Origin of the sequence: Paenibacillus sp. FSL K6-2862, from assembly GCF_038005125.1 — a bacterium.
GTDB lineage: Bacteria > Bacillota > Bacilli > Paenibacillales > Paenibacillaceae > Paenibacillus > Paenibacillus illinoisensis_A.
Window position 1 is genome coordinate 1,706,164 of record NZ_JBBOSN010000001.1, and the last position, 25,553, is coordinate 1,731,716.

Here is a 25,553-nt window from a genome sequence, read left to right on the forward strand (position 1 = left end):
TTTTTGGGAACAGGAGAAGGGCACTATGGAGGCTAAAATGGAGGGTCAACGGGTCCCACAGGCGAATGTGGGGAACAAGCTGGAACAGAAGAGAAAGAAACGCTACAAACAGCCGTGGGTACTGCACTTCATGGTGCTGCCGGCGGCCATTATGGTTTTTATTTTTTCGTATATTCCGATGTCGGGAGTTCTAATGGCATTTCAGGATTACAAGCCTGCGCTTGGGTTCGCGGGTTCGGAATGGGTGGGACTGAAGCATTTCAGGTATATGTGGGAAAATGATTATTTCCTGCAGATTACGTGGAACACGCTGTTCTTTGCCTGCTCCAAAATCATCATGAATCTGATCATACCGTTTGTCTTCGCGCTATTGCTTAATGAGGTACGGAAGATGGCGCTGAAAAGAACCATTCAGACACTCGTGTATCTGCCACACTTCTTGTCCTGGGTAACGCTGTCCGGTATCCTGATCGATATTCTGGCACAGACGGGTATTCTCAATCAGTTCCTTGTCTCGGTGTTCGGCATCAAGCCGATTTTCTTCCTGGGGGATGGCAACTGGTTCCGATTTACGATCATTGCGAGTGATGTTTGGAAAGAGTTTGGTTTCAACACGATTATCTTCCTTGCGGCATTGTCCGGCATTAATCCGTCACTGTACGAAGCAGCTGAAGTGGATGGGGCGGGACGATGGAAGCAGACGATCTATATCACCATCCCGGCGCTGATTCCTATCGGAATCGTAATCGCCACACTGGCACTGGGGAATGTGCTTAACGCCAACTTCGACCAAATCTTCAACTTATATAGTCCATTAATCTACCAGCAAGCGGATATCATCGATACGTTCGTGTATCGTGAAGGTCTGCTGAGTGGGCAGTTCAGTTTCGCTACTGCGGTGAATCTGTTCAAATCGGTCATCAGTCTGATTCTCATCGTGATCTCTTACCGACTGGCCTACCGATTCGCCGGATACCGAATTTTCTAGAAAGGATGATGACGAGCCATGTATCATAAAACGCTGCCCTATCGCATATTCAGCATCTTCAATAATGTGTTCCTGACCATCCTTTCGCTGCTCTGCCTGCTGCCTCTATATCACTTGCTGATGGTATCGCTCAGCGCGTCCGCACCTGCGAATGCCGGTCTGGTGACGTTCTGGCCGATTGGATTTACGCTCGAAGCATATGCCAAGACGTTCGATAACGCCAATTTCCTGTCCTCCCTGTGGGTGTCCGTGGAGCGGACGGTGCTGGGAACTGGGCTTGCGCTCATCGTGAATACGATTGCTGCCTATGCGCTCTCCAAGGAGACACGTGTGTTCCGGGCACGTAACATCTATCTGTGGTATTTTGTTGTCACGATGCTGTTCAGCGGAGGTCTCATTCCGGGGTATATCCTCATTCTGAAGCTCGGGCTGATGAACACATTGTGGGCACTCATTCTGCCGGGACTCGTGGCGGTATTCAATATCATCCTGCTGCTGAATTTCTTCCGTACGGTGCCGAAGGATCTGGAGGAGGCTGCATTTATCGATGGAGCAGGACACTTTCAGTCGTTCATCAAAATCTATCTGCCTGTCTCCGTGCCTGTTATCGCCACCGTTTCTCTCTTCATGATGGTTGGTCATTGGAACGCATATTTTGACGGGATCATCTATATCCGTGATTCGGAAAAGCTGCCGCTCGCGACGTTTATGCAAACGATCATCGTGCAGGCCGACATGACGAAGCTTGATCCGGAAGCGATTGCGAACCTGTCGCAGCGAACCATTCGGGCGTCCCAGATTTTTATTAGTGCACTGCCGATCCTGCTCGTATATCCGTTCCTGCAACGGTACTTTGTAACGGGGATTGTGGTGGGGGCTGTGAAGGAGTAGCCGCTTGGAGCGGATGGAATAGGGTTGTGAAAAGGGAGTTGCTGAACTGGCCTCAGGCCAGGGAGGTGACTCTCTTTTAGTGTGAAAAAGATGTAATTACCTTTATTTGAATTAAATGGTATTATGGGAGGGGTTTCGAGCGTGAGTTATTCACTAATAAGGGATGTGTACGAAGTGAAGAAGATGATGGTTGTTACTCTTGCTTGTGTATTATTAAGCGGATCCATGGCTTTTACAGCTACAAGTGCAACAAAAAAGATCGACATCGTACTTAATGAAAAAGAAATAAAGACTCAAGCAGGTACTGAAGCCAAACTCATCGATAATCGTGTGTACATCCCGGCCACTGTCCTTCGAAGTGCGAGGTTTTCGGTAGAGTATAAAAACTCAACGCTTCATTTGGTGAATAGCTATTTTCACTACACGAAAAATTTAATGGAAATGCATGTTTTCAATCATGTATTTACAACTAGATTCAACAAGATCGACCAAGAAGTAGTTAATATATTGGGCAAAGTGATATTAGAAGAGCCATCAGACTTCTCAAGATTACATGAGTTCATTGAGGAAGCTGGATCGAATGTCGCAATTAGTCCGGATAACTTTACTCCTGTATTGGACTATAATTCTTTTGATTTTTCTCCTGTCAGGGAAAGTGTGGAAGCATACAAAAAAGCAGTGCATGAGTTAATAGCTTATGTCGATACTGGAGACAAGGAAAAGTTGAAGTCTTTCTATCAAGCAAGAAAACAGGCACTTGAGTATTACGATTCATATACAAATGTATATGATCTTATTTTTAAAGCGAGTTTTACTAGTGCAATAAAGTAGTGTATGGATATCTTGAGCGGAAAATTTTGAGGTATGAAGAAGAGGGCTGGACTCACTAGACATTGCGGGATATCTCGTGAATACGAGTAAGTTAAGCGAAGTCAGGAAAACTCACTAAATTTGAGGAGATCATAGAATGAAAAAATCAATATTATTCATCTTTGCGATTTTTCTATTTATCACTAGTGCCAATTCAATAAGTGCCGAATCTCACCAAAACTCGATTGAGGTAAAGATTGACGAACAGACCTTCCACTTAGTAGAAGGAACTGATTATATCATCTCTGCAGGTCATATACTGGTTTCGCCAGTCTATATCGTTAGTGTGCTAGATTTCGCTGTGCCTGGTAAAGGGATATGGTGGGATAACAAAGCTAAAAGTGTAACTTTTGCATATGTAGACATAGATGATTACCCCAAGCCAAGGTTAACCTTCAAGGTGGGAGAGAGCCATTTTACCGAGTTCGACAAGCAAATTGAATTAAAGAGTAAAACCATAATGGTGGATGGAAGAGTTTATTTACCGCTAAGAGCCATTAGTGAAGCATATGGTAAAGAGATCCATTGGGAATCCAATAACGGTCAAAACGTGGTTCAAATAACTACGAAGAATTAGTAGATGTTGAAAGAAAGATCAGCATTTACTTGTGAATATAGAGATACTAAGTTAAATTCCGGTAAGTGCTGCGATGTACTGCATGGTATAATAAAACCATCAGAAAGATTGGAGGGATGCATGTGAAATGGCAAGAGGTTCAGCAGATTTTCCCAAACCAGTTTGTGAAGTTTGAAATCCTTCATTCTGAAGAGACAGAGAGTCAAGAAGTTATAAATGAGGTCGCTGTAATTAGTCCTGTAAGCGATGAGGAAGCTACCCGTGAATTGTTAAATAGCCGAGATAACACCTTAGTCTACCATACCTCCAAAGACACAGTTATTGTTAAGGTACGGAAGAATGTAGGTCTAAGGAGAAACTTATAAATGAAGATTGAATATAGAGAGGGACTGCTTTTTACGGAAGTAGCAGTCCTTTATAATGGAACAAAAAAATGTATTGATAATATTGTCATTGATACAGGAGCAAGCCATACTTTGATCGCACAAGATGAAGTGGATGATATTGGAATTGTTGTTGGAGCAGAGGATGAGATCATAACAAGTTATGGAATAGGTGGTAAGGAGCATGCCTTTAGCAAGCGGGTTGAGGGAATACAGGTAGGCGATTTTATTATAAAAGATATTCCGCTAGATTTCACTTCATTTAGATATCATAACATTAATGGTTTATTAGGGCTCGACATACTTATAAAAGGCGAATTCCATATAGATTTAGTAAACTTTAGACTGCATCATGTTTGAAATGAAGAATAACGAATCCCGTTGCCCATACAGTCCCAGTCCTGTTATAATTCCGGTATATCTATTGCATTGGGGGTTATACCGTGGCAATATTGGCAGCGCCGGATTGCTCGTTCGCTAGAAAGGCCTTACGCAAAGCCTGTTAGGGGCGGACTTTGTGTAGGGCGCGATGAGAAGAACTTCGATCGCCCTGAGTGAAACATAACGTATCATCCCGCGGGCTTTGCACCTTATTTGTTTTACCAATAAAAATAAGGGGCTGAAAGCCATGCAAACACCATTTATCCACAATCATCAATTTAATTATATTCAAAAACAAGCTGATTTCCTGCTCAAAACGCTGCGCTCGGTCGTGGATCGAAAAGTATTAGAAACTGTCCGTTACACAGTCGGGACGAATGCAGTCGGCATCTTCAATGAACTCACTTCGGATCAGAAGCAACTGCTGGAGCAGTTATCCACTTATGACACAGCACATGAACTGCAGTCATATCTGAATCGGCTCGAAGCACATCTGATTCCATTCCCACAAGTGTCGGCGAAGCAGATTCAGAAGCTATTTCCGAAGGCGAAGAAACTCAAACTGCCCGATCTGGAAACGGTCGATTACGCACGTACGACCTATCTGAGATGGACGGATATTGCTACCAATCGCCTGTTCATTGTGTACCCGTACGAAGAGAAGTTTCTCGGCATCGAGGGACGGATTACGGCTACGAACAAGAAGGGGTACTGCATGTTCTGTAATCGACATCAGGAGCTTGGATTCTTCAACGTGAAGACGAAGGGTCACTCGCCGGATAACTTTGCTTCCATTGGCCAGTACGTATGCATGGATAGCGCGGCTTGCAACAATAGCATTACCGACCTCACCATGCTGGAGAAGTTTCTTCTTTCGACAGTAAAATAACACTTAAACAGACAGGGTCGCTCTCCGGAGCGACCTTTTTGGTTTGATTATACATGAGCCTCTCATTTCGATTACCCGACTAACGTATGGTTAGCGTATGTCCTTATCATAATTTACGCCCAACTGATGCGCCTGGTTAAGCAGGTTCTCATAATGTTCGGGCTTGGCATCTAACGTCTCATACAGAAATTCAACGCTGGAGTTAGGGACGCCGCAGTAATCTGCAATCCCCACATTGAGCAGGTTCGTGATCGATTCATCGTAGTTTCGCTTCTTCATCTGTTCTTCGGTCACGCCTGCAAGCGCGATCCACGTGATTTTCTGATGGTGAAGCTTGTTCGAACCGTAGGCAAATCCGTTGTTCATGACACGATCCACATACCCTTTCAGCATGGCTGGCAGATGCCACCACCAGAGAGGAAACACAAAAGCCACAGCATCATGCTTCTTCAATCGCTCCATCTCCGTTTTAACCTCAGGGGAAAACATTTGATTCGGTTGGGTGTAATCAGGTTCATCCATGCCTCGGAGAATAGGATCGAAGCCAATCCCATGTAAATCCAATATCTCAACATCGTGACCAGCCTCAGTAAGACCTTGCACAAATCGATCGGCGGCCTGAAATGTAAGGGAATCCTTTCTTGGATGAGACACAACAACTAATACGTTCATGATTATATTTCACGACCTTTCTACAGCGCTTGTTTGGTAGCCACACTTCATGGCTGATGCTATTATAAACAGAGATGGATATATTCTGGAAGAACGCACTTTGAAGTTCTATAGGAAGATTGAAGTGCTATAGGAACATGAAAGTACCCTGAAATTGAGCCTTATTTTGGGCTGGAATAATAGACATAAATGAAGGAAATAGCTATGTTTTTACCTTGGTTGTAGTCTTTGGATATAGTCTGATGAAGGAGAGATATAAGTTGACAGAAGATCGTGAAGCTGGCGCTCCCAAAAAGTATAAAGTAGGTGTCGAGGCGGCTTTGGAAGTGATGGGCGGAAAATGGAAGCCTCTGATTATTTACCACTTGATGACAGGAAGAAAACGCTCATCCGAGCTTAGGAAGCTGATACCTGAAATTACGCAAAAGATGCTGACGACGCAGCTAAGAGGCTTGGAAAAAGACGAAATTGTGCAAAGAAAAGTCTATTCGGAGGTTCCCCCTAGAGTGGAGTATGAGTTAACAGACTACGGTTGGGGATTAAAACCAGCCTTGGACCATTTGTGTTACTGGGGGGAAGAGCATCTGGATAAGGTTTACGGGGATAAGTCCAAGGTATTGGAGGAATTTTGAAGCTACGGTGTGTTGAAGAGTTAAATACAAGCAGGGGACGGGAAAGGGGAATGAAGTAATGAAAACAATAGAAGAATTCCTAACAAGCGATTGGTACAAAAAGGTTACGGCTGAACTTGTTCAGCTTAAACCAGATATCAAGTTTGTTGAACATGCCAGTTATGAAGCAGAGTTCTTAATGGATTCCTTTAGAGAACGGATGTATACTCTGCACGGCTTCGGCATCTCGTCTCCAACAGAGGAAGAATGCGTTCAGTGGATCTTGGAGCAATTGACCCAAGATAAGGAACATATCATGTCTTATGTTGTTGCTCGTCTAACATTCAGTGAGCAGCTGGACGATGACCCGGACGGGGAATTTCGGGAAGGAGAGGAGCTTGATGAGGGGGATAAATCTGAAGTAGTCGAGATTTTGGGTTTTACGAGATCAGTCATCGCTGACACCGTTATTGAATATGATCTGGTCAAAAATCATCCCAAGCTGTTAACCGGATATTTCAAACGCACACGAATTCCAGGTGCAGCTAAATTCTCATCCCAAATTAAAAAAGTTTACGCTTCAAATTAAAAACTAAATCCAGTTGCCGTCCTCTGTTAGTGAGAAGATATTTAATGACTCCAATGCGATATAAGCTATGTGTTAATTTGGATAATTTAAAGGAGGCCATACATAATGATAGATATTTCCCATCTAGCGCCGACAGAAACAATTAAGATCATCATAGGTGCTTCATCACAGAAATATCAAGGATGGATGCAGACACAAAAGGAAGAATTGGATTTGCTACGATTAGTAGACTGGGAAGATAGTTTTAAGGAACGAAGGATTGAAGCAATTTTATCAGAACATGTATGGGAGCATTTGACTTATGAGGAGGGAGTTCAAGCTGCGAAGATTTGTTATAAATATTTAAAAACGAACGGTTATATCCGTTGTGCAGTTCCTGATGGATATTTTCAGAATAAAGAGTATCAGAACATTGTCAAGATTGGAGGGCCTGGCCCCCTAGATCACCCGGCTGCAAGTCATAAGATAGTACATAATTATAACACGATAACTAATTTGTTCGAGGAGGCAGGCTTTGAAGTAGAGTTGTTAGAATATTGTGATGAAGATGGGAAGTTTTATTTTACAAATTGGAACCCTGAAAATGGATTTATCTACAGATCTAAGAGATTTGACCATCGGAATCAGAATGGAAATTTGGGATTTGTATCATTAATTGTTGATGCTAAAAAAGTGCAGGGTATCTGATGAAAGAGATGCTCTAAACTAGTTTTCTACTTCAGACTACGGCTCACTTCCAGCACAGGGATTTTGGTTAATAGGAGAAATTAGTAGCACGAAGAATTTGTAAGCGTAGTCATTACAATTTCTATGACAGAGAGGAAATAACCAGAGTGAACAATACATGGACCATTTGCATATCAGGAGATTATGACTTGAATTTTCTTATGTTTGTGGCAAGTGCACATGGACTGTTGACAGATGAATTCGGAGAAGGTACGTGGCCTGGGAGTCAATTTTCTAATGGTGGACGAATTAATGAAAAGTTCAAAGGGCAGTGGAATGAGCTATGGAAACAATGTGTCTATAATAAAGGACTGATTAAAAGTGGAGTCCAGAGAAGTTTGATTTTGGATCCCCCTGAGTTTTCAATGGTAGATAAGGATGTGAGGGCTGTTCTAATCCATATGTGGCCTTCTTTTATTAAATGGTGGAACATGCCTGCAGGCGGCCAAGCGGCGATGCACTACTGGGAAGGTGCGCCGAATCTTTTGTCTTTTGTACAGGAATTCGAAAGTCAGGTTGGAAGAAAAATCAAACCTTTTAAGTTAGATATTGATTTGGTGTATACAGGTTTAAGAGAACCCATTGAAGTGAATGAACAATTTATGATCATGCCAGTTAAAATTGATTATTTATTGAACAGGAATTGGTGGATGAAGAGATTTGAAGAGCGTTATTAAGTATTTTGAAGAAGCAATCATACTAGACCAGCTACTGCGAATTAAATAAAGATCTAAACCATCTCGAAAGGAGAGAACTCAATGAGACGAGTTGACGTAGTCTATGCATTAATCCTGGATGATACCTCATCCAAGATTCTAATGGTCAAGAATAAAGGCAATGCTAGTTGGTCGCTGCCTGGTGGCGCGGTGGAAAAGGAGGAAACATTGGATCAAGCAGCCATCAGAGAAGCCAAAGAAGAAACAGGTCTTGATGTAAGAGTCCATGGGATCATTGCCATCAATGAATGTATATTTGAGAAAAAGCAGGAACATGCCATCTTCTTCACGTTTAGAGCTGAGGTCATTGGAGGAAGGTTAGAGCTTATCAGGCCTCATGAAATATCTGAAATTGCCTGGATGGATGTGGATAAGGCTGATGAGCTAATGCCGTATTATACGGATGGCATACGGAGTTTAGTCGAAGGAAAATGGATTCCTCATTATGACCAAGGGAGAAAGTAATGCGGTTAAACTTCTAAAAAAGGAGTGATCATATGATCGTTATGATTAATGGAGCGTTCGGTTCGGGCAAAACGTCGGCAGCAAAGATGCTCCAGCCCTTGATCAACAATAGTATGATATACGACCCTGAAGAAATAGGGTATATGATCAGAAAACTCATTCCGGAGGAATGCCGGGAAGAGAATGAGCGTACGGATGATTTTCAAGATATCGAACTATGGAGAGTCCTAACTGTGAAGACGGCTGTAGAAGTAAGGCGGAAATATAACAAACACCTAATCGTTCCCATGACTATTTATAAAGAAGAGAACTTTAACCACATCTATAACGGATTCAAAGCCATTGACGAAGAGTTATATCATTTTTCGCTAGTGGCTACTGAAGAAACGCTATACAAGCGGTTAGCTAAACGCGGAGATGAATTTGGAGGCTGGCAGTATCAACAAGCGCCGAAGGTTGTTCATGCTCTGAAGGATGATAAGTTTGGAATACACCTGAGAACGGATCATCTTGAGACCAGTGAGGTTGTAGATATCATATTGCGGAAGATAGATCAACATCATAATCATACCTAGTTAACTGATAGATAAAAGTGAAGAATGGTGGTGTGAGTCTCCTTGCTCAACTTACAGAAAACGGAGAATACAACATTCAAGGAACTGAATGATTATGTTTTACGGGTTAAAAACGAGCTATCTGCTACAGCAGCTGCAACCTGCATTATTCATCATGACCGAATCGTGAATGAATGGTACTCAGGAGTACATACCGAATCCACAGGCAGTCGATTAGTGGATGAGGAATCTCAATTTCATGTGGCATCGGTTCGAAAGACATATTTAGGACTTGCCATTAGTCTTGCCTTATATGAAGGAAAGATTTGCAGCATAGATGATGATGTTGCCGACTATTTGGATGATGTGGATACAGTGGCAGTGGGAAACACAACGATAAGACATCTGCTAACACACACCCATGGTTTAGGTGATCTGCATCATCGATTGTTTTTGCCAGGAACGGACTGGAAATACAATAATGTTGGAGTCAATTTGCTCATTAAGATCATTCAAAAATTATATCATATGCCACTATCTCAACTACTTGAAGAACGTGTATTTACGCCCATGAGTTTTAGTCATACCGGTTGGAGAAAGGAACCGAATGAAAAGTTAGTTTGGCTCCTCAATGAACAATATAACGATAATCAAGGCGATGAAGCCAACTTATTTGTGAGTACCAAGGAATTGGCCTACTGGGGTTATTTGCATTTGAAAAAGGGCGACATGCATGGGCAGCAAATAGTGCCGAGAGAAGTCTTTGAGCAAGCGACGACAATCATTAGTCCTCCAGATCTCGAACACCAATTACCGAGAAATGGTTTCTTTTGGTTTGTGCAGGATGAGCCGCGTGCTATGACGGAACTTGGGGATGAGCTTCCATCCGGTTCTTTTCAATCCTTGGGCATCACCGGCTGTGCCTGCCTTGTCATTCCGAAGTATAGAACGGTAGCAGTAAGAATGTATAATCAAACCACACCCAATCCAGCAGGATATGATTATCTAGAGGATATCAAAACATTTGGAAATCTGGTTAACAAATGCGCCCAAGATCTATAATCCCTGAAAGTTGATCTACAGAATCATACAAGGATATAGACAGCGGCGAAAGGAGGACAGCCCTATATGGAAAACGTATCAGAACGAATTCAATTGCAATCCATACAATCCCTCCAATCAACCATCCTTAAATCCGAAAATGCCCTGGCTCAGATGACTCTGAAAGGGGCAAATACAACTTTAATAGAAAAGAGACTCAATGCTCTCCGTATTGGTTTATCCATGCTTGAACATGTGTGGCAACACAAACCTCATTCATATACCCTGGGAGATCTGACTGAAGCTCGCAGTGTTCTTACGGGTTTAATGCCAACCATTGACAACTCACTTGCTAAGGCTAAGGAAGGCAGTCCTCAGAGAACTCTTCTAATAAGGAGAATACAAGCATTGGAACTGGCTGTTCAGGCGATGGATGATCTAATGAAGGAGGAACACCAGTGAACAGTTATTATGGAGAACTTTGTACGAAGATATATGAAAGCGACAAATCGTTAGCGGAAGGCAGAGAGCTTGATTTTTACCTTTCGTTTGTTGACAGAACAGATATGCGTGTGCTTGAACCCATGTGTGGAAATGGTAGAATGCTGATCCCTTTTATGCAGCGTGAAATACAAATAGAGGGATTCGATATATCCGAAGATATGCTTAAGGTATGTAAAGAAAAAGGTGAGCGATTAAATCTGAAGCCTCATGTATATTATCAAAAGATTGAAGATTTCGTAAGCTCCGACCAGTTCGATTTGATTATGATCCCATTTGGATCGTTCTCGCTGCTTCCCAGTGAATTAGTGAACCAAAGCCTGGCCAATCTGCAATCTGCGCTTAAGGCTGAAGGGAAACTTCTATTGACGATTATGTTAAAAGGGAACGACGTGGAAGAAATTCCAGAATGGAGAGAAACGGATCGGAAGATTGTTAACCATGAATTAATTGTTTTATCCAAAAAAGTTCAGTATCGCAAAGAGCAATCCTTGCTCGTAACGGAGCTGAAATATGAGTTAGTCAAAGACGACAAAATCGAAAAGACCGAGGTGATGAACTTCCCACTTTGATTGTATGATATGAAGGAGTTTGAAGACATTCTTAAGACAAATGGATTTCAACATATTCATTTGCATGAAGTGAAAGACGGATATGGGGAAGGCACCTATTTTCATGTGTTTGAATGTTCCTTGTGATCTTGGTCAGGGAGCAACTTAATGGACATAAGCCCAAATGACCAATCTTATTAGTGATGAATGATAGTCCCAGTTCTATAACATGAAGGAGGTATTTCATTGTCCATTCCTAGTTTGCTCGTTCGTGAAGCTGTGAAAGAAGATGTACCATTTTTAATAGAATTGAATGATCAATTTAATGGAGTTCGCCGAAGCCGGGAAGAGGTAGATACGGACCTTTTTAATGGAAGAGAAGTTATTGTAGTAGCTGTAATGGAAGAGCGAGTCGTTGGATTTGCATGCGGACAGATCTATAAATCGTTTTGCTATGCAGAGCATCAGGCTGAGATCACTGAAATGTACATACAAGAATCTGCACGCAGGAATGGATTGGCCGGAATGATGATTGAACGACTGGAAGGGATTTTTAATCATTCAGGAGTGAAACACATCAAAATTTTGACAGGAAATAAGAATGCTAAGGCGATAAAAACATATGAAAAAGCAGGTTATGACCCGGAGGATGAATTCGTATTTGCTAAGGAATTGAAGTGAATTTTCAGCAGTGTACTTAATTTTTACTAAAGGAAGGCGGGTTGAAAAGTGCCACGTTACCATTTTTACCCCATGACCAAGGATAGAGCCTTGCAGATTTCAAAGTGGCAGTACGAATATCCGTATTCAATGTATAACATGGATAGTAGTGAGGACAGCATTTTGGAGTTGATGAATGAAGAATATTATTACGCGTTAGATGAACATGATGATCTAATTGGTTTTATATGCGCAGGCGAATCAGCACGGGTCCCAGGCGGATATGCAGCGGGCATCTATACTGATCTGAGGAAGTTGGACATTGGTTTAGGGTTAAAGCCTGACTTGGCGGGAAACGGCAAAGGTCAGGGGTTCCTAACAGAATTTCTTTCCTTTTTGAACAATCAATTTAGTGATCGAGAGTATCAATTAGTCGTTGCAGCTTTTAATGAGAGAGCTATCAAGGTGTATGAGCGGATTGGGTTTATGAAAGAAACACATTTTATGAGCAAGTATGAAGAGAAGGAATTAGAGTTCATTTCGATGAGCTATATTAAGAAGAATGTGTAAAAAAAGACTCGAGAATTATTCAAAACGAGAAAGGAGATAGAATTCATCTATTCCTATAGGTCTTTAATAAATGACGATTTAAAAGATATAAGCTCTTTCCCTCAGTCAGATGAAGAATTGTTTTATGTTAGTCCACAATTTAAATATCCGCTAACACCAGATCAGATAGTGAAACTTCTTGAGAATCGATACGAACCTACCGTTATAGTTCATAAAGAGTCAGATCAAGTTATAGCCTATGCCAATTTGTATAATTATAAAGACGATGTGTGTTGGCTAGGCAACGTTATTGTATCCAAGCGTTTTAGAGGACAAGGTGCTTCTTCGTATTTATTAGAGACGATGGTAATGAAGCTAAATCGATTTATAGAGTAAAGAATTTATTATTATCATGTCATAGCACAAATTCAAGAGGGCTCGCATTCTATCACAAGCATGGATTTAAACCCATTGATATGAGAATAACGAAATTAGAAGATGGAAAAAGGATAATAACTATACAGATGAAGCTAGAGATTTGAATGGACATATTCGCAACGTATTGTGGCACGTTGAAAATGATTGGGTGGATCTAAACAGCTACAATTTAGTCGTATTTAGAAGTTCAAGTTCTTGGTTGATATATGTATAAAAATGGAATAAAATAAAGTTTGAACCACAAACGCCTAACCTAAGATTAAGAGAAGTCTCAGGTTGAGGTGTATTTTTGTTTACTGGCGGGGAAACACAGAACAAAATACATACGGAGCTGGTATCGAGAAACTTAAAGGCAGACCCTAGATTGATGTTGATGGAGGGATTAATTTGTTTCCGTTTCAAGTGAATGAATCGATAGTAATCAATTTAATTCAACCGCAAGAAAGAGATGAATTGTACACAATAATTGATGAGAACAGAATGCATCTTCGAGAATGGTTGCTATGGGTGGATAAGCGACAATCCCCAGAAGATTTAGATCCAGTAATAGAGATGTGGAAACAAAATTATGAAGATCAAAACGGCATTGATGCTGGCTTGTGGTTCGATGGTAAACTGGTTGGAATGATTGCATTACATTATATTGATTGGAAGAATAAAGTAACTAGTATTGGATATTTTTTAGCGGCGTCTGCGGAAGGTCAAGGGATTATTACCAAAAGCATCACAAGGCTACTTGATGTCTTATTCAATGAGATGAAATTAAATCGTGTAATTATACAATGTGCAGAAACTAACCCTAAAAGCAGATCGATACCAGAACAGGTTGGTTTCACTAATGAAGGGATTTCTAGAGAAGCGCAATGGCTTCATGATCATTATGAGAATATTGTTACATATAGCATGTTATCGAGTGATTGGAATCGGTAAATGTCACTAATCATGTAGGGATGGGACTGTTAGCTAAATTAACGTATAGGTGGTCAAAACATGAATCCAATTCTTAAGCCATATGTATTGAATGTGGAATTATCCAGTGATCTAAGTCAAAATATTCATTCTTTCTTCGAAGCACATAATGATCAAGAAACTCTGAAACACACATTAGACGTTGCCGTAGAAGCCAAACGAGTAGCTGGATTATTTGGAGCCGACCCTGAAAAGGCAGAACAAGCGGGGTTATTACATGATATTAGTAATGTGGTTCCAATTAGTGAAATGTTAAATCTGGCCAAGGCATTATCGATCGAAATCATGGATGAAGAATATAAATATGATAGAATCATTCACCAGAAGTTATCCAAAGCTATGGCAAAAGAAATATTTCATATCAACGATCAAGAAATACTAAGTGCAATCGAATGTCATACCACGTTTAAACCACAAGCTAGTTTACTGGATAAAGTACTTTTCATTTCAGACAAAATATCTTGGAATTTACCAGGAGAGCATGGTTACCTGCAAGAGATACGAGATAAAGTAGATGAATCCAAACTCAATGATGGAATACTCATCTATCTGAACCATGTATGGGAACAACGTTCCAAGCTTAAATTAGTACATCCCTGGCTTATAGAAGCGAGAGAAGAATTGATAGGAATGAATCGATAATGAAAGGAGAAGAATATGCCTCAATTTCCCATGTTAGAGACAGCTCGGTTCGTATTAAGAGAGATTAAACAAGAAGATTCAAGAGATCTATTTCATTATTTTTCTTCAGATGAAGTGACGAAGTTTTATGATGTAGAGAGTTTTACGAGTGTTGAACAAGCGGAAGAGCTCATTCATAGATGGAACGATCGGTTTAATCAAGAACAGGCCATTCGCTGGGGAATTACGTTGAAATCGGAGAACAAGGTGATTGGCTCATGTGGGTTTCATGGTTGGGCGAAAAATCATTACAAAGCTCACATAGGATATGAATTAGCACCGGAGTATTGGGGGCAAGGATATATGACCGAGGCGATTCAACGAATCATAGAATTTGGATTTAGCCATCTTGCATTAAACCGAATTGAAGCCTATGTAGAGCCAAAGAATACGGGATCCAAAAAGTTGCTTGAGAACATTGGATTCAGAGAGGAAGGAATTTTAAAGGAACATTATTATTGGAAGAATCAGTTTGTGGATACGGTTATCTATGCTCTATTGAAAAAGCAGTTTCTACATCTTTGACTTCTTCCGTTGTATTCCTTGGAAAATCAGCATGAACGCCATTAAGAAAAATAAGATATTGACCGAGCGTATAGACTGATTTTCAGAAAAATCCTTGATTAGAAGATAAGATTGAATAACTAGAATAACTGAGGCATAAAGAAAATACATGTTGGATTTGTCTTTAAATTTCCTTCCAAGCAGCTTAATTAGCAAAGTAAATGCGATAGCATAAATGGTTATAATCCCAACAAAAAATAGAGCTAAAAACGATAAGTTCATACAATCACCCCTATTCATTTTTAAATACATTTTATAACATTTATTATAAAATTAACATGATTTTATTCCGGTAGTTAACGGAGAAAGGAATAAACCATGATCAAACCAAATTTGGACATACAAGCTGTTTTTGTGGACAGAGATGGAACCATAGGTGGCACAGGACACTTTATTCACCCTAGAGATTTTGAGTTATACCCTAATGCACAAGAAGCTATAGCACTTCTGAAGAAAAATGGAATTAAGGTATTTGCTATTACGAATCAGTATCGGATATCGCGTGGAGAGGCAACGATCCAAGAGTTTGAAGAACAATTTAGTGAATACGGATTCGATCAAGCCTATATATGCCCACATGAACAAGAATGCAGCTGCCGAAAACCAAAACCGGGCATGTTGGTGGAGGCTTCACAGCAGCACCATTTAGATTTATCAAGATGTATCGTTATTGGTGATGTAGGCGATACGGATATGCTTGCAGCTCACGCAGTAGGAGCCATGAAGGTTCTTGTAAGAACAGGCTGGGGAGAATCGTCATTAACAACGTATAGAAACAAATGGATGGAAACGGAACCTGAGTACATAGCAGAAGATATTTTAGATGCAGTTCATTGGATCATCCAAGCCAAATTGAAGAATTGAAATAGGAGAGAATACGCATGAAACATCTTACAAAAGAGTGGTATGAACTTTGCCAACAAACACATCTTCACTTTGGTATGTGAGTAACAGCGGAGCTCAACAAATGGATGAAGAGCTTTATCTTCGGTTATATAAAAGAAAAGAAAAAGAGCATGTAAAGTTTCAACGAGATGTTTACAATGTTGACCCCCGTTTTATGTTAGAGCAAGATGGTGCAGTTCTTGTGCGTGCTGAGAAATTTATTAGTGGGGATGAGGTATCGGAAGAGGATACGATGGTTTATCATATGCCGGCTGAAGAAAGAGAGCATATAGAGAAGTTAATTGCAGATTACGATTCGAGGCCACCTTTTGATGAGTTAAGCAGCAAACAAGAATTTAAAAGTAATCTGGAATGGAGTTGCCAAAACAAGGTTGTACAATTACCGAAAGAGATCAATGACTTAATTGCAGATATCCGTGTGTTTGCCCTGGGTTATTGCACTAAAGAGGTCATGCAGCAGTTGAAAAAACAGAGCAAAATAAATGAAGCTCAAATGCAGCTGATTTCGAAGGAGTATAGGGAGGCGCAGCTAGCTGAACCTATTCCTGAACATATTCGTAACCAGGTCCATTTTCATGATTGCACCGTGACGGAATTGGTCTCGGATTCGGACTTGGTCATACGATTCGATACCCGAGGAGGGTTTACGAATTTAAATAAGATTACGTTTATTGCACCTGAGATCATTAAGCAAGAAGGGAACATCGTCGGTAGGTACTGGCTATATCAAGAACTGTATTGTATCGAAAATGGATATGAACTACATATGCTTTTTGATGGTGAAGAAATGTCTGAATTGATTATCCAGTGCCAAGATATTGTTGTAGAAGAAGAGTAACACAGAACGAAGTGTGAATGATGTCAGTTGTAGCATTTTATAAACTGTGTCTAAAGGGGGGGACTGAAATTGAGTATGTCGGATTACTATAAAAACCTTAGAGCTAAGATTGGGAATGAGCTCATATTTATGCCAGGTGTTGCTGGTATTATTCGAAATGAACATGGAGAGATCTTATGTGGACGTAAACATAATGAATCAACATGGGGGTTAATTGCTGGAGCGATTGAGATTGGTGAAACACCGGCACAAGCGATGGTCAGAGAAGCTTTGGAGGAGACAGGTCTTGTCGTTGAGCCCGAAAAGATCATTGGTGTCTACGGCGGAGAAGGTCAACGTTTTACATACCATAACGGTCATCAAGTTGAATATTTAACCATTGTATTTGAATGCAGAATCCAATCGGGGCAATTAACATCAAATAATGAAGAGATGAAGGATTTGAAATTTTTCCGGGAGCATGAACTTCCATCTTTAGCCAATCATTACCCGGATTATATTTTCAGTTCCACTCAAGAAGAACGAGCGCATTTTGATAGATAATCCAATGAACTTATTTGCTAAGAAAATGAATGGAATTGAAATTGAATGGACGGCCAGTACGTTTGGTTACTTATCCATTCCGGTATTTGTGACAGGTATAGTGGTTTATTTCTTTCCCGATATTCTTTATAAACTATTTGTTCTGATGAGATATCGAGGCATAAAACCGAATAGCGAATTTGAAGAAAACTTGCCGAGCATGGAACTCCCTAAGACGATTGAAGTGATATTAAAAGGATTAGGGTGCATCATGGTGATTCTGGGTTTCATATGGTTCTGGTTTTCGGAAGAATTTTATCGATTGTGGTTTGAAGAATACTGAACGATTTGCATCAATAAAGTATAAGGAAAAGAAAGAAACTATGTGGGGATGTGAATTGGTGATATTAGTGTCTTCGATATTGTTTACTGTCCTAATTCTGATTGTCATTCTCTTTCAAGTGGCACTCGCTGCAGGTATGCCGTGGGGAGAGGCGGCGATGGGTGGGAAGTTTCCCGGGAAATATCCGACACCAATGCGCTTTTCCTGTTTACTGCAGATCACTATTCTCGTATTCATTGGTTTAGTTGTACTGAGTAGAGCGGGTGTGTTATTGCCTGAGTGGTCTTCATTTGCAGATACAGCAATTTGGTTTATTGTTGGGTATCTGGTGCTGGGAACAATCCTAAATCTGATAACACGCAGCGTGTGGGAACGAAGAATCTGGGCTCCGGTAACGCTGCTGCTCCTTATTACCAGTTTGATTATTGCCTTATCTTAAAAAGCATTTACATACGTACTACCTAAAAACGAAATCGGGGTGATTCCATTGGTAAATCGATAAAACGAGAAAGATCCATAGTTAATATCCATTAACATGCGGTTTTTCTCTTACTCCAACAATACAATTAGAGGAGAATTGACATGTTAAATAAATTAAGTGAATCGATCTATTACTTATCTAACCAGAATGATAAAGATAGACCGACTTTAGGATTAGTATGTGGAGATCAATATAGTCTAGTGATCGATGGCGGGAATTCGGTTCAGCATGCCCAAGAATTTTTGCAGGAAATAAGCCGTTTAGATGTACCCCCAATTAAATATCTGGTTATCACACATGCGCATTGGGATCATTTTTTAGGAATGAATGAATTCAATGCGACGATTATTGTTAATCGTTTAACCCAACAAATGATGAACATCTGGAGAAACTTTTCTTTTGATGACCACTCACTCCATGAATATGTCGAGTCAAACAAGATGAGTTCTCACTGTATGGAGATCATCAAGAATGAAATACCCATGAGAAACTCGTATCAATTAAATGATTCTGATATCAGTTTTGAAGGTTCTCTCGAACTTGATTTGGGCAATAAGGTCTGTAGGATTGAAACCATTCGGAGCACACATACAGATGATTCAACAATCGTATACATTCCGGATGCAAAGACTATTTTCCTTGGAGACAGCCCTTATGGAACAACAACTAATTCATTGTTTCATTACAAGCAAGCTATGTTGTTACCGATGATAGAGGATATTCAAAAGTATGATGCGGATCATTTCCTACTCGGGCATGAATCCATATGTGACCTGGATGAGATGGATGTGTTTTGGAGAGAGCTGACTTCCTGTAATAGAGCAGTGACATCTACATCATTAGATAGCGCAATATCAAACTTCGAGAAAGAACATGAGCGGACTCCCAATGAAAACGAGATGTTCTTTTTACAAGCATTTGTTAACGATCAACGATTACAGTTACAACATATGTAGAAAGTTTTAAACGTACGAATGCGGCATTAATGTCGTGTGGAGTGCGATTCAGATTACCGAAAGTCCATCGACATCGAAGGATCAATGTTATTAAAGGGCCCTGGCTTGTATGCCTAAGGGCTCTTTAATAGTTTTGAATCGTCATATATACTAATGGGAGTTTCACCCATACATAGAAAAGAACAACGGAGAGGAGAGGCTCTATTATGCCTATCTACTACTACATTGCAGCAGGATTACTGGTGGTTGCAGCCTTGGTGATTCGGCTCAGGATCAGGATTTTTCGTTCAAAAGGAAGACGCAGAAGGCACACGAGAGTTACGTATAGACGCAAAAAATTACCTTTGAATCTTGGACTGCGTGATGACATTTCCTATGAGCAAACCATTCAACAACTGGAGAAGAGCTTTAATAAGCACTTTTCAAATAAACTTAGGCTCCGTATGGAGCAGGAACATCCCCATATGAAAAAGCTGGAGTATCGATGGAAGCTGCTCGAGCTGAAAAGATACTTCGTTATGGCTTCTTTGCTGAAGCAGGTACCGATGTTTAGTGATGAGGTAGACGAGTTGTGGCATGAAATGCTGATGTTTACGAAATCCTATGCTGATTTTTGTGCGGAATTTATGGGTTCCACGGTACATCATGAGCCGGCAGTTACCCGCCGCGAGAATCCAGGAGCACGGGCGTGGTTTGATTGGGTGTATTGTCAATTATTCGAGTTCACTCCATATAGCTCCGCAATCTGGGGGGAGTTCTTCAGCTACCCGATATCCGGTGACATGCAGAAGCTGATCGCTCAGGGAGATCGAACTGAATTGGTGAATCAATTTTTCCACACGAGACGCATGCAGGAAGATCCTGAAGCTGCACAGGTCATTTCTTATTTGATCGATAGGCTGCAGAGATCGGCAAGTCTAAACGAAAAAGAGCTATCCCTCGAATCCTCAGGTTCGGTCGATGTGGCTCTCATCATGGCGAGTGCCATGGTATATCACTCCATGTATCATGAGGCAACGTACGGAGTGCACATGGGTCGTCTCGAACAGGAACTTATCCCACCGGAAAAGGCAGCCCAAGGAGCTTCGTCAAGCAGCAGTTGTTCAAGCAGTTCGAGCTGTTATGCCGATCATTGTAACGACAGCAGCGGTTCCTCGGGAAATTCCGGTTCATCGTGCAGTAGCTCCTCTTCTGACTCTTCCTGCAGCTCATCCAGCTGCTCATCTTGTGGCGGAGGCGGAGATTAAGGGAGGAGGGGCTGTATGACTCAACGATTCCATCTGGAACGTGTTGGCTCAGAAGATCCTGCAGATGAGAATCGGGTGTCTGGATACGGGCTGCTTGAGTTGTTCCAATGCGAGGTGGAGTATCGATTTAATACGGAAGACATCCGTTTAGAAGAAGCAGAGGGGTATATCCAAAATGTGCTGAATCGCTTGCCGGACGACACCGTTAACGACATATGCAACCGGGCACACAAATGGAAAACAGAGAAAATGTCAAGTGATACGGCGGATTACCCTGCAGGCTTGGCCGAAGTGGAGGGCAGGGGGATTCTCGCGTTCATGGCGGTTGGCGAAGTTGAACTTTATCGGAATCCGGCTGATCCGAAGGACAAGATCCTGGGAGCCATACTAGGTGGCAGCACAGATTGGGACACGGAGAATGGTATGGAGATTGTTATGCTTGGTCAGCAGGTTCTTGAAGTACGTGAGTATTTGGGGTATGGCGAATTTGCCATCTGGACTGAATCGGATGAGTAGTAATGGTTATAAGGGGTGAGCAGAATCGGAAATACCATTTCAATGCCTGAACATGCTGTACCAGTGATCGAATCCCTCGGAATGTCAAATGGGTTAACATCAGTGTTTATAGAAGTGCTCTCCATCAGTGGCTCGATGCTCGCTAGGACGAACCGTGAGAGGGAAATGACCATCTGGTTGGCCCAGAGGGATCAGTCCGTCGTAGGCATCGGAACGGTTGGCTTCGACATCGATGAGATGCCTTGGTCCATAGATACCTTTGAAGAGGAAAAGGATTTTATGCTCCGTATGATTATACATGCTATTGCTGGAGCGGGGTGGGAGAGGTTAAGTTATAAACCGCGAGAAGAGTCGCTCATACCCTGCTTGGAGCAATTTCATACCATGATTCATGCGTTCTATAGAGACGACGTTAATCTGGACAATTATCTGGAGTGGTCCGAGATTGAAGAGGATGATGATCAACCGACAATCCCGCCAGGATACCCGAAATGCGAAAATCATGAAGTGTACTTGTCTTGCCATGGCTGCATTATATGTAATAATGGAAGTTAGAGACCTTCTGCCAGTGGAAGAATGAGTAACGAAGAAGAATATAAAGAACAGGCTAAGAGATTCAAAACAAGCTTCGCAATTAAAATCAGTTATCTCGTCAATTAGAAAGTACATAATGTTTGGGAGGAATTTGTTTTGAAAGTATTGTCGACCATTGGGATCGTGTTATTCACATTAACATTATTTATGATACTGGGTTTAGGGCCAGAAGATCCAGATAATGCAGCATTTTTGGCGCTGTTAACCATGTTGTATGCAATACCTTTTTCAATTGTTGTTTTGGTTAGAGCAAATAAATTGAAGAAGCCGCCCGTTAATGTTCATGAACAACTTTTGCAGTTAGGTGAGTTGAAGGAAAAAAACATCATTACTGATTTTGAATTTGATCAAAAGAAACAGAAGCTACTCTCTAAGTACAAGTAATCCAGAGGTTTTGGTAGGTTAGAGCTTGGGCCAACCTAATAACAGAAGGAAGATTTACACAAATCAAAAACAGGGCATTCCCTTGAGGGAATCAGCCCTGTTTTTAATTTAATGCTATATGTTGCACCATACTCAATGGTGATGATGTGCGTGCGCATCGGGTGCGTCGCCCTTAACGGTACATAATACTGAACTGTCGTGAAGGTGCTTCTCAGACTCTACCTGCAAGGTGACATGCTTGATATCTTTGTGCTCCAGCATATGTTCAATTTTCTGCACAAGCGTTTCAGCTTCATAGATGGTCAATGTTCCATCGACTACAATATGAGCGGTCAGTGCATTCAGGTTACTAGTGATGGACCATACATGCACATCGTGAACGCCATGGACACCGTCTACTTTTTTAATCGTTTGCACGAGGTCATTGACATCTACATTCGCCGGGGTGCCTTCCATCAAAATATGCAGGGAAGATTTGGTTACGAAGAACCCGCTTCGCAGCACCAACACGGCCACAATTACACTTGCGAGTGGATCTGCCCAGCCCCAGCCGAAGAACATCATTAGCAGTGCTGCCGCAATGGCCCCGATGGACCCCAGCATATCGCTGATGACATGCAGGTAAGCACCTCGCATATTGAGGTTATTCTCCGTATCGCTGCCGCGCATCATAATCCAAGCAACGAGAATGTTTACGAGCAATCCAACGATGCTGATGATCAGCATGCCGACCGTGGCTACTTCTGGTGGATGGATGAAGCGGCCGATCGCTTCGTAAAAGATGTATAGGGAAATGGCAATTAAGGTAATTCCGTTTAAGGTGGCAGCCAAGATCTCAAATCGTCTGTATCCGTAGGTTTTGCCCGTATTCACTGCTTTTTCCCCAAAGGTAAACGCCAGTAAGGCAATCCCCAGAGCGACTGCGTCTGACAGCATATGTCCTGCATCGGAGATGAGGGCCAGACTGTTGGTCACAAAGCCGCCTACAGCTTCTACGATCATATACAGCGTAATGATAATGAAGGAAAACAGTAGCACTTTCTTGTTATTGGGATGAGCATGATGGTGTCCATGGTCGTGATTGTGGTGATGTCCGGACATACGAGATCCTCTCCTTTGGAGCATGGCTCCGTTATGTAATAATGATGATTGCTATTGTGGCTTAGAATATCCCTTGCATGAATCTAATTAATCGAATGAATATATGAGCGTTCGTTCATATGTTATGGTTTTATTATAGATGTGCTTGATAATAGTGTCAACCAGATTCAAGTAAATATAAACACGAAAGCATTGCTTCCAGTGGTATGTGCTGGCGAACGCCTTTGCTTTTGTGCTACCATCTGTGCAGGATCCATGTGCGGAAGTACTTGTTACAAAAATTCGAACCAATGGATATGATCATTATACATTCAACTTAGAAACAGAGGGGCGGACAAAGATATGAAACACCTGCTTCTGGCGGACGATGACGCCAACATTAGAGCACTCCTTCGGCATGTCATGACCAAAGAGGGGTATCAGGTGCATGAAGCGCAGGATGGGATGGAAGCGGTCAAGCTGATAAAGGAAACACCGATTGATCTGGCGATCCTGGACGTGATGATGCCAGGCATGGACGGACTGGAGCTATGTGATTTCATCCGGCAGCAGTATGACATACCGATTGTGCTGCTAACGGCAAGGGACCAGCTATCCGACAAGAGGGAGGGTTATCTGAAAGGTACAGATGAATATGTGACGAAGCCGTTCGAACCCGAAGAGTTGATCTATAGGGTCAAGGCACTGTTTCGCCGTTATCACCGCACGTCAAGTGATATCATTCGCATGAATCGCATAGTGATTGACCGGAATAACGTGGAAGTATCTGATGGTCAATCCATTCTGTTTTTGCCCATGAAGGAGTTCGAGCTGCTCTCCCAGCTGGCACAATATCCAGGTCGTTTATTCTCGCGGGATGAATTAATTAGACTTGTCTGGGGCGCAGATTACGAAGGAGATGACCGTACGGTGGATGTGCACATCAAGCGGTTACGCGATCGGTTTGCTGATTATACAGATGACTTTGTCATTCATACCGTGCGGGGGATCGGTTACAAGATGGAGGTGAAGACCCGTTGAGGACTTTGTATGTTCGAGTCTTCCTCATTACGATCGCTGTCATTGTAGTCAGCGGCATGCTGGGTTTTCTTTTATCCAATATCTATTATCATGCGAAGCTTAAGTCCTTCAATGACGAGAAGCTGGTAGGTATCGCCATGGAAATGAAGCAATTTGTGGAGCGGGAGCCAGACATGATGCAACCGTATCTGGACAATGCCGCAGCTCTCGGTTACGAGATCTATGTGACAGATGGCAAGGGCAATGATGAATTCTACGGTAGCGAGTTCCGCGGGAAGGATCTGGACAAGCAAGCTGTAGATATGGTGCTTGACGGTGAGGTCTACCATGGTGTTGCCCAGTTTCCAAGCAAACCCTTCATTACGGGTTTCTTTGACAATCAGCTAAGCAATACCGTTGGTGTTCAACTTCAGATCGGAAATACAAGCTATGGCCTGTTTATGCGTCCGGACGTCATTTTGCAATTTGGTGAACTGCGTATCTTTTTTGCACTGATTGGGGCACTGACGGTAGGTATTAGTATCTTGATCTTTCTCATCAGTACGCGCTACTTGGTCAATCCAATTGAACGTCTGTCGGAGGCGACCAAGCGTATTGTACAGGGGAACTATAATCTGAAATTACCCACGAAGAGGCGGGATGAGATTGGGCAGTTGGCTCAGCACTTTATGACCATGAGTCATGAACTGGAGCGGGTAGATCAGGCGCGTCAACAGTTTGTATCGAACGTCTCGCATGAGATTCAATCGCCACTGACCTCGATCCAGGGATTTGCCCAACTGCTCTCAGATCGGGATCTTCCTGAACGGGAAAGGGAGCACTATGCATCCATTATTGAGGAAGAGAGCCGCCATCTCTCGTTGCTCAGCAAACAGCTGCTGCTGCTGTCATCTCTCGATCAAGGCCAAGAGGATCTGACCAAAGAAGAATTCTCTTTGCGCGATCAATTCCGTCAAGCCGTTCAGGTGCTGCAATGGCAGCTGGAAGATAAGGAGCTGCTGCTCCGGATATCGGTACCCGAATCCATCCAGCTGGTTGGTAATGAAGTACTGCTCATGCAGGTATGGATGAATCTGCTGGGCAATGCAGTGAATCATCTTCCGCAAGGAAGAAGCATCGAGATCCGAGCAGAGCAGATTGATACTCTCTGTGTAATCCAAATTCGGGATACGGGGGATGGGATTGCGGCAGAGCATCTGCCATTCCTGTTCGATCGTTTCTATAGGGTGGACCGTGCACGGGAGCGTTCTTCTGGTCGAACTGGGCTCGGGCTTGCCATTGTGCAGAAAATTGTCCGGATTCATGACGGTACAATTGAAGTCTCCAGTTCGGCCGAAGGTACGGTCTTCACTGTGACTCTTCCGCAGATGTAATCTGTT

General features: G+C 42.0%; 35 protein-coding genes and 1 pseudogene. 34 read left to right on the forward strand and 2 right to left on the reverse strand.

All coding sequences use genetic code 11. The features are described 5' to 3' along the window. The first annotated feature begins 37 nt into the window (after window positions 1-37). The 7 genes from MHB82_RS07790 (at window position 38) to MHB82_RS07820 (ending at window position 4,979) form a co-directional block, all read left to right on the forward strand. Window positions 38-988, forward strand: a complete 951-nt coding sequence (locus tag MHB82_RS07790; RefSeq protein WP_095360536.1) for an ABC transporter permease — start codon at window positions 38-40, stop codon at window positions 986-988. Window positions 989-1,006: 18 nt separating this feature from the next. Continuing rightward, window positions 1,007-1,879, forward strand: a complete 873-nt coding sequence (locus MHB82_RS07795; RefSeq protein WP_095360436.1) for a carbohydrate ABC transporter permease — start codon at window positions 1,007-1,009, stop codon at window positions 1,877-1,879. Between the two features lie 141 nt (window positions 1,880-2,020). Then, window positions 2,021-2,710 (forward strand): hypothetical protein, encoded by a 690-nt coding sequence (locus MHB82_RS07800; protein WP_341174342.1) that lies wholly within the window; start codon window positions 2,021-2,023, stop codon window positions 2,708-2,710. A 136-nt stretch (window positions 2,711-2,846) separates the two neighbouring features. Next, window positions 2,847-3,326 carry a stalk domain-containing protein gene (locus tag MHB82_RS07805; RefSeq protein ID WP_341174343.1) on the forward strand — a complete coding sequence of 160 codons (480 nt, stop codon included), beginning with the start codon at window positions 2,847-2,849 and terminating at the stop codon, window positions 3,324-3,326. Between the two features lie 122 nt (window positions 3,327-3,448). Further along, complete coding sequence (locus MHB82_RS07810; protein WP_341174344.1) at window positions 3,449-3,691, forward strand: hypothetical protein; 243 nt, start codon at window positions 3,449-3,451, stop codon at window positions 3,689-3,691. Continuing rightward, entirely contained in the window at window positions 3,692-4,069 is a 378-nt protein-coding gene (locus MHB82_RS07815) for a retropepsin-like aspartic protease (RefSeq protein ID WP_341174345.1), read from the forward strand. A gap of 268 nt (window positions 4,070-4,337) precedes the next feature. After that, entirely contained in the window at window positions 4,338-4,979 is a 642-nt protein-coding gene (locus MHB82_RS07820) for a FusB/FusC family EF-G-binding protein (RefSeq protein WP_341174346.1), read from the forward strand. A 90-nt stretch (window positions 4,980-5,069) separates the two neighbouring features. On the opposite strand, the gene MHB82_RS07825 is transcribed toward MHB82_RS07820, so the two are convergent. Continuing rightward, window positions 5,070-5,651, reverse strand: coding sequence for an NAD(P)H oxidoreductase (locus MHB82_RS07825; RefSeq protein ID WP_341174347.1), 582 nt, complete (start codon window positions 5,649-5,651; stop codon window positions 5,070-5,072). A gap of 329 nt (window positions 5,652-5,980) precedes the next feature. On the opposite strand from MHB82_RS07825, the gene MHB82_RS07830 reads away from it, so the two are divergent. The 25 genes and pseudogenes from MHB82_RS07830 to MHB82_RS07950 all read left to right on the forward strand — a co-directional run bounded on the left by MHB82_RS07830 (window position 5,981) and on the right by MHB82_RS07950 (window position 22,053). Beyond that, window positions 5,981-6,283, forward strand: a complete 303-nt coding sequence (locus MHB82_RS07830; RefSeq protein WP_164764330.1) for a winged helix-turn-helix transcriptional regulator — start codon at window positions 5,981-5,983, stop codon at window positions 6,281-6,283. A gap of 58 nt (window positions 6,284-6,341) precedes the next feature. Then, entirely contained in the window at window positions 6,342-6,851 is a 510-nt protein-coding gene (locus MHB82_RS07835) for a hypothetical protein (protein WP_341174349.1), read from the forward strand. A gap of 105 nt (window positions 6,852-6,956) precedes the next feature. After that, complete coding sequence (locus MHB82_RS07840; RefSeq protein WP_445671225.1) at window positions 6,957-7,538, forward strand: class I SAM-dependent methyltransferase; 582 nt, start codon at window positions 6,957-6,959, stop codon at window positions 7,536-7,538. A 188-nt stretch (window positions 7,539-7,726) separates the two neighbouring features. Beyond that, window positions 7,727-8,254 carry a hypothetical protein gene (locus MHB82_RS07845; RefSeq protein WP_341174350.1) on the forward strand — a complete coding sequence of 176 codons (528 nt, stop codon included), beginning with the start codon at window positions 7,727-7,729 and terminating at the stop codon, window positions 8,252-8,254. A gap of 81 nt (window positions 8,255-8,335) precedes the next feature. After that, on the forward strand, window positions 8,336-8,758 hold the full coding sequence (locus MHB82_RS07850) for an NUDIX hydrolase (protein ID WP_341174351.1): 423 nt from the start codon (window positions 8,336-8,338) through the stop codon (window positions 8,756-8,758). Window positions 8,759-8,790: 32 nt separating this feature from the next. After that, complete coding sequence (locus MHB82_RS07855; RefSeq protein WP_341174352.1) at window positions 8,791-9,333, forward strand: AAA family ATPase; 543 nt, start codon at window positions 8,791-8,793, stop codon at window positions 9,331-9,333. A gap of 42 nt (window positions 9,334-9,375) precedes the next feature. Next, a complete protein-coding gene (locus tag MHB82_RS07860) occupies window positions 9,376-10,374 on the forward strand; it encodes a serine hydrolase domain-containing protein (protein WP_341174353.1) in 999 nt (332 codons plus the stop codon). Between the two features lie 66 nt (window positions 10,375-10,440). Further along, window positions 10,441-10,815, forward strand: a complete 375-nt coding sequence (locus MHB82_RS07865) for a hypothetical protein (RefSeq protein ID WP_341174354.1) — start codon at window positions 10,441-10,443, stop codon at window positions 10,813-10,815. Then, window positions 10,812-11,552 (forward strand): annotated as a pseudogene (locus MHB82_RS07870) (class I SAM-dependent methyltransferase). The gene MHB82_RS07865 and the pseudogene MHB82_RS07870 overlap by 4 nt, the downstream one beginning before the upstream one ends. Window positions 11,553-11,651: 99 nt before the next feature. Beyond that, the gene (locus MHB82_RS07875) at window positions 11,652-12,086 is read left to right on the forward strand and encodes a GNAT family N-acetyltransferase (protein WP_341174355.1); all 435 of its coding nucleotides are present in this window, start codon (window positions 11,652-11,654) and stop codon (window positions 12,084-12,086) included. 72 nt (window positions 12,087-12,158) lie between these two features. Beyond that, the gene (locus MHB82_RS07880) at window positions 12,159-12,635 is read left to right on the forward strand and encodes a GNAT family N-acetyltransferase (RefSeq protein WP_341174356.1); all 477 of its coding nucleotides are present in this window, start codon (window positions 12,159-12,161) and stop codon (window positions 12,633-12,635) included. A 168-nt stretch (window positions 12,636-12,803) separates the two neighbouring features. Then, window positions 12,804-13,010 (forward strand): GNAT family N-acetyltransferase, encoded by a 207-nt coding sequence (locus tag MHB82_RS07885; RefSeq protein ID WP_341174357.1) that lies wholly within the window; start codon window positions 12,804-12,806, stop codon window positions 13,008-13,010. A gap of 429 nt (window positions 13,011-13,439) precedes the next feature. Next, window positions 13,440-13,982: a GNAT family N-acetyltransferase gene (locus MHB82_RS07890; RefSeq protein ID WP_341174358.1), complete on the forward strand. Its 543-nt coding sequence runs from the start codon at window positions 13,440-13,442 to the stop codon at window positions 13,980-13,982. A gap of 60 nt (window positions 13,983-14,042) precedes the next feature. Next, entirely contained in the window at window positions 14,043-14,663 is a 621-nt protein-coding gene (yqeK, locus tag MHB82_RS07895; protein ID WP_341174359.1) for a bis(5'-nucleosyl)-tetraphosphatase (symmetrical) YqeK, read from the forward strand. Between the two features lie 15 nt (window positions 14,664-14,678). After that, window positions 14,679-15,227 (forward strand): GNAT family N-acetyltransferase, encoded by a 549-nt coding sequence (locus tag MHB82_RS07900; RefSeq protein WP_341174360.1) that lies wholly within the window; start codon window positions 14,679-14,681, stop codon window positions 15,225-15,227. Between the two features lie 357 nt (window positions 15,228-15,584). Further along, a complete protein-coding gene (locus MHB82_RS07905) occupies window positions 15,585-16,130 on the forward strand; it encodes an HAD-IIIA family hydrolase (RefSeq protein WP_341174361.1) in 546 nt (181 codons plus the stop codon). A gap of 103 nt (window positions 16,131-16,233) precedes the next feature. Continuing rightward, window positions 16,234-17,010 carry a DUF4085 family protein gene (locus MHB82_RS07910; RefSeq protein ID WP_341174362.1) on the forward strand — a complete coding sequence of 259 codons (777 nt, stop codon included), beginning with the start codon at window positions 16,234-16,236 and terminating at the stop codon, window positions 17,008-17,010. A 75-nt stretch (window positions 17,011-17,085) separates the two neighbouring features. Then, entirely contained in the window at window positions 17,086-17,553 is a 468-nt protein-coding gene (locus tag MHB82_RS07915) for an NUDIX domain-containing protein (protein WP_341176610.1), read from the forward strand. A 4-nt stretch (window positions 17,554-17,557) separates the two neighbouring features. Then, window positions 17,558-17,875: a hypothetical protein gene (locus MHB82_RS07920; protein ID WP_341174363.1), complete on the forward strand. Its 318-nt coding sequence runs from the start codon at window positions 17,558-17,560 to the stop codon at window positions 17,873-17,875. Between the two features lie 67 nt (window positions 17,876-17,942). Further along, window positions 17,943-18,314 carry a hypothetical protein gene (locus tag MHB82_RS07925; RefSeq protein ID WP_255247985.1) on the forward strand — a complete coding sequence of 124 codons (372 nt, stop codon included), beginning with the start codon at window positions 17,943-17,945 and terminating at the stop codon, window positions 18,312-18,314. 143 nt (window positions 18,315-18,457) lie between these two features. Continuing rightward, window positions 18,458-19,312, forward strand: a complete 855-nt coding sequence (locus tag MHB82_RS07930) for an MBL fold metallo-hydrolase (RefSeq protein ID WP_341174364.1) — start codon at window positions 18,458-18,460, stop codon at window positions 19,310-19,312. 206 nt (window positions 19,313-19,518) lie between these two features. Next, entirely contained in the window at window positions 19,519-20,559 is a 1,041-nt protein-coding gene (locus MHB82_RS07935) for a hypothetical protein (protein ID WP_341174365.1), read from the forward strand. Between the two features lie 15 nt (window positions 20,560-20,574). Continuing rightward, complete coding sequence (locus tag MHB82_RS07940) at window positions 20,575-21,075, forward strand: DUF6985 domain-containing protein (protein ID WP_341174366.1); 501 nt, start codon at window positions 20,575-20,577, stop codon at window positions 21,073-21,075. A gap of 165 nt (window positions 21,076-21,240) precedes the next feature. Continuing rightward, complete coding sequence (locus MHB82_RS07945) at window positions 21,241-21,630, forward strand: hypothetical protein (protein ID WP_341174367.1); 390 nt, start codon at window positions 21,241-21,243, stop codon at window positions 21,628-21,630. A gap of 135 nt (window positions 21,631-21,765) precedes the next feature. Further along, window positions 21,766-22,053, forward strand: coding sequence for an SHOCT domain-containing protein (locus tag MHB82_RS07950; protein ID WP_110757369.1), 288 nt, complete (start codon window positions 21,766-21,768; stop codon window positions 22,051-22,053). Window positions 22,054-22,185: 132 nt separating this feature from the next. On the opposite strand, the gene MHB82_RS07955 is transcribed toward MHB82_RS07950, so the two are convergent. Then, window positions 22,186-23,154, reverse strand: a complete 969-nt coding sequence (locus MHB82_RS07955; protein WP_341174368.1) for a cation diffusion facilitator family transporter — start codon at window positions 23,152-23,154, stop codon at window positions 22,186-22,188. Window positions 23,155-23,496: 342 nt separating this feature from the next. Between MHB82_RS07955 and MHB82_RS07960 the strand changes: the two genes are divergently transcribed. Together MHB82_RS07960 and MHB82_RS07965 are read left to right on the forward strand one after the other, a co-directional pair. Continuing rightward, the gene (locus tag MHB82_RS07960) at window positions 23,497-24,174 is read left to right on the forward strand and encodes a response regulator transcription factor (RefSeq protein WP_095289417.1); all 678 of its coding nucleotides are present in this window, start codon (window positions 23,497-23,499) and stop codon (window positions 24,172-24,174) included. Further along, window positions 24,171-25,547, forward strand: a complete 1,377-nt coding sequence (locus MHB82_RS07965) for a sensor histidine kinase (protein ID WP_341174369.1) — start codon at window positions 24,171-24,173, stop codon at window positions 25,545-25,547. The genes MHB82_RS07960 and MHB82_RS07965 overlap by 4 nt, the downstream gene beginning before the upstream one ends. The last annotated feature ends 6 nt before the right edge of the window (window positions 25,548-25,553 follow it).

Bases quoted from the DNA above. Each gene is read 5' to 3' on its own strand.
- yqeK (WP_341174359.1), top strand. From the start codon at position 14,043: ATGAATCCAATTCTTAAGCCATATGTATTGAATGTGGAATTATCCAGT.
- MHB82_RS07935 (WP_341174365.1), top strand. From the start codon at position 19,519: ATGCCTATCTACTACTACATTGCAGCAGGATTACTGGTGGTTGCAGCC.
- MHB82_RS07960 (WP_095289417.1), top strand. From the start codon at position 23,497: ATGAAACACCTGCTTCTGGCGGACGATGACGCCAACATTAGAGCACTC.
- MHB82_RS07840 (WP_445671225.1), top strand. From the start codon at position 6,957: ATGATAGATATTTCCCATCTAGCGCCGACAGAAACAATTAAGATCATC.
- MHB82_RS07945 (WP_341174367.1), top strand. From the start codon at position 21,241: ATGACCATCTGGTTGGCCCAGAGGGATCAGTCCGTCGTAGGCATCGGA.
- MHB82_RS07865 (WP_341174354.1), top strand. From the start codon at position 10,441: ATGGAAAACGTATCAGAACGAATTCAATTGCAATCCATACAATCCCTC.
- MHB82_RS07850 (WP_341174351.1), top strand. From the start codon at position 8,336: ATGAGACGAGTTGACGTAGTCTATGCATTAATCCTGGATGATACCTCA.
- MHB82_RS07855 (WP_341174352.1), top strand. From the start codon at position 8,791: ATGATCGTTATGATTAATGGAGCGTTCGGTTCGGGCAAAACGTCGGCA.
- MHB82_RS07920 (WP_341174363.1), top strand. From the start codon at position 17,558: ATGAACTTATTTGCTAAGAAAATGAATGGAATTGAAATTGAATGGACG.
- MHB82_RS07795 (WP_095360436.1), top strand. From the start codon at position 1,007: ATGTATCATAAAACGCTGCCCTATCGCATATTCAGCATCTTCAATAAT.
- MHB82_RS07930 (WP_341174364.1), top strand. From the start codon at position 18,458: ATGTTAAATAAATTAAGTGAATCGATCTATTACTTATCTAACCAGAAT.
- MHB82_RS07830 (WP_164764330.1), top strand. From the start codon at position 5,981: ATGGGCGGAAAATGGAAGCCTCTGATTATTTACCACTTGATGACAGGA.
- MHB82_RS07880 (WP_341174356.1), top strand. From the start codon at position 12,159: ATGACCAAGGATAGAGCCTTGCAGATTTCAAAGTGGCAGTACGAATAT.
- MHB82_RS07900 (WP_341174360.1), top strand. From the start codon at position 14,679: ATGCCTCAATTTCCCATGTTAGAGACAGCTCGGTTCGTATTAAGAGAG.
- MHB82_RS07805 (WP_341174343.1), top strand. From the start codon at position 2,847: ATGAAAAAATCAATATTATTCATCTTTGCGATTTTTCTATTTATCACT.
- MHB82_RS07955 (WP_341174368.1), bottom strand. From the start codon at position 23,154: ATGTCCGGACATCACCACAATCACGACCATGGACACCATCATGCTCAT.
- MHB82_RS07915 (WP_341176610.1), top strand. From the start codon at position 17,086: ATGTCGGATTACTATAAAAACCTTAGAGCTAAGATTGGGAATGAGCTC.
- MHB82_RS07835 (WP_341174349.1), top strand. From the start codon at position 6,342: ATGAAAACAATAGAAGAATTCCTAACAAGCGATTGGTACAAAAAGGTT.
- MHB82_RS07815 (WP_341174345.1), top strand. From the start codon at position 3,692: ATGAAGATTGAATATAGAGAGGGACTGCTTTTTACGGAAGTAGCAGTC.
- MHB82_RS07940 (WP_341174366.1), top strand. From the start codon at position 20,575: ATGACTCAACGATTCCATCTGGAACGTGTTGGCTCAGAAGATCCTGCA.
- MHB82_RS07905 (WP_341174361.1), top strand. From the start codon at position 15,585: ATGATCAAACCAAATTTGGACATACAAGCTGTTTTTGTGGACAGAGAT.
- MHB82_RS07825 (WP_341174347.1), bottom strand. From the start codon at position 5,651: ATGAACGTATTAGTTGTTGTGTCTCATCCAAGAAAGGATTCCCTTACA.
- MHB82_RS07910 (WP_341174362.1), top strand. From the start codon at position 16,234: ATGGATGAAGAGCTTTATCTTCGGTTATATAAAAGAAAAGAAAAAGAG.
- MHB82_RS07820 (WP_341174346.1), top strand. From the start codon at position 4,338: ATGCAAACACCATTTATCCACAATCATCAATTTAATTATATTCAAAAA.
- MHB82_RS07790 (WP_095360536.1), top strand. From the start codon at position 38: ATGGAGGGTCAACGGGTCCCACAGGCGAATGTGGGGAACAAGCTGGAA.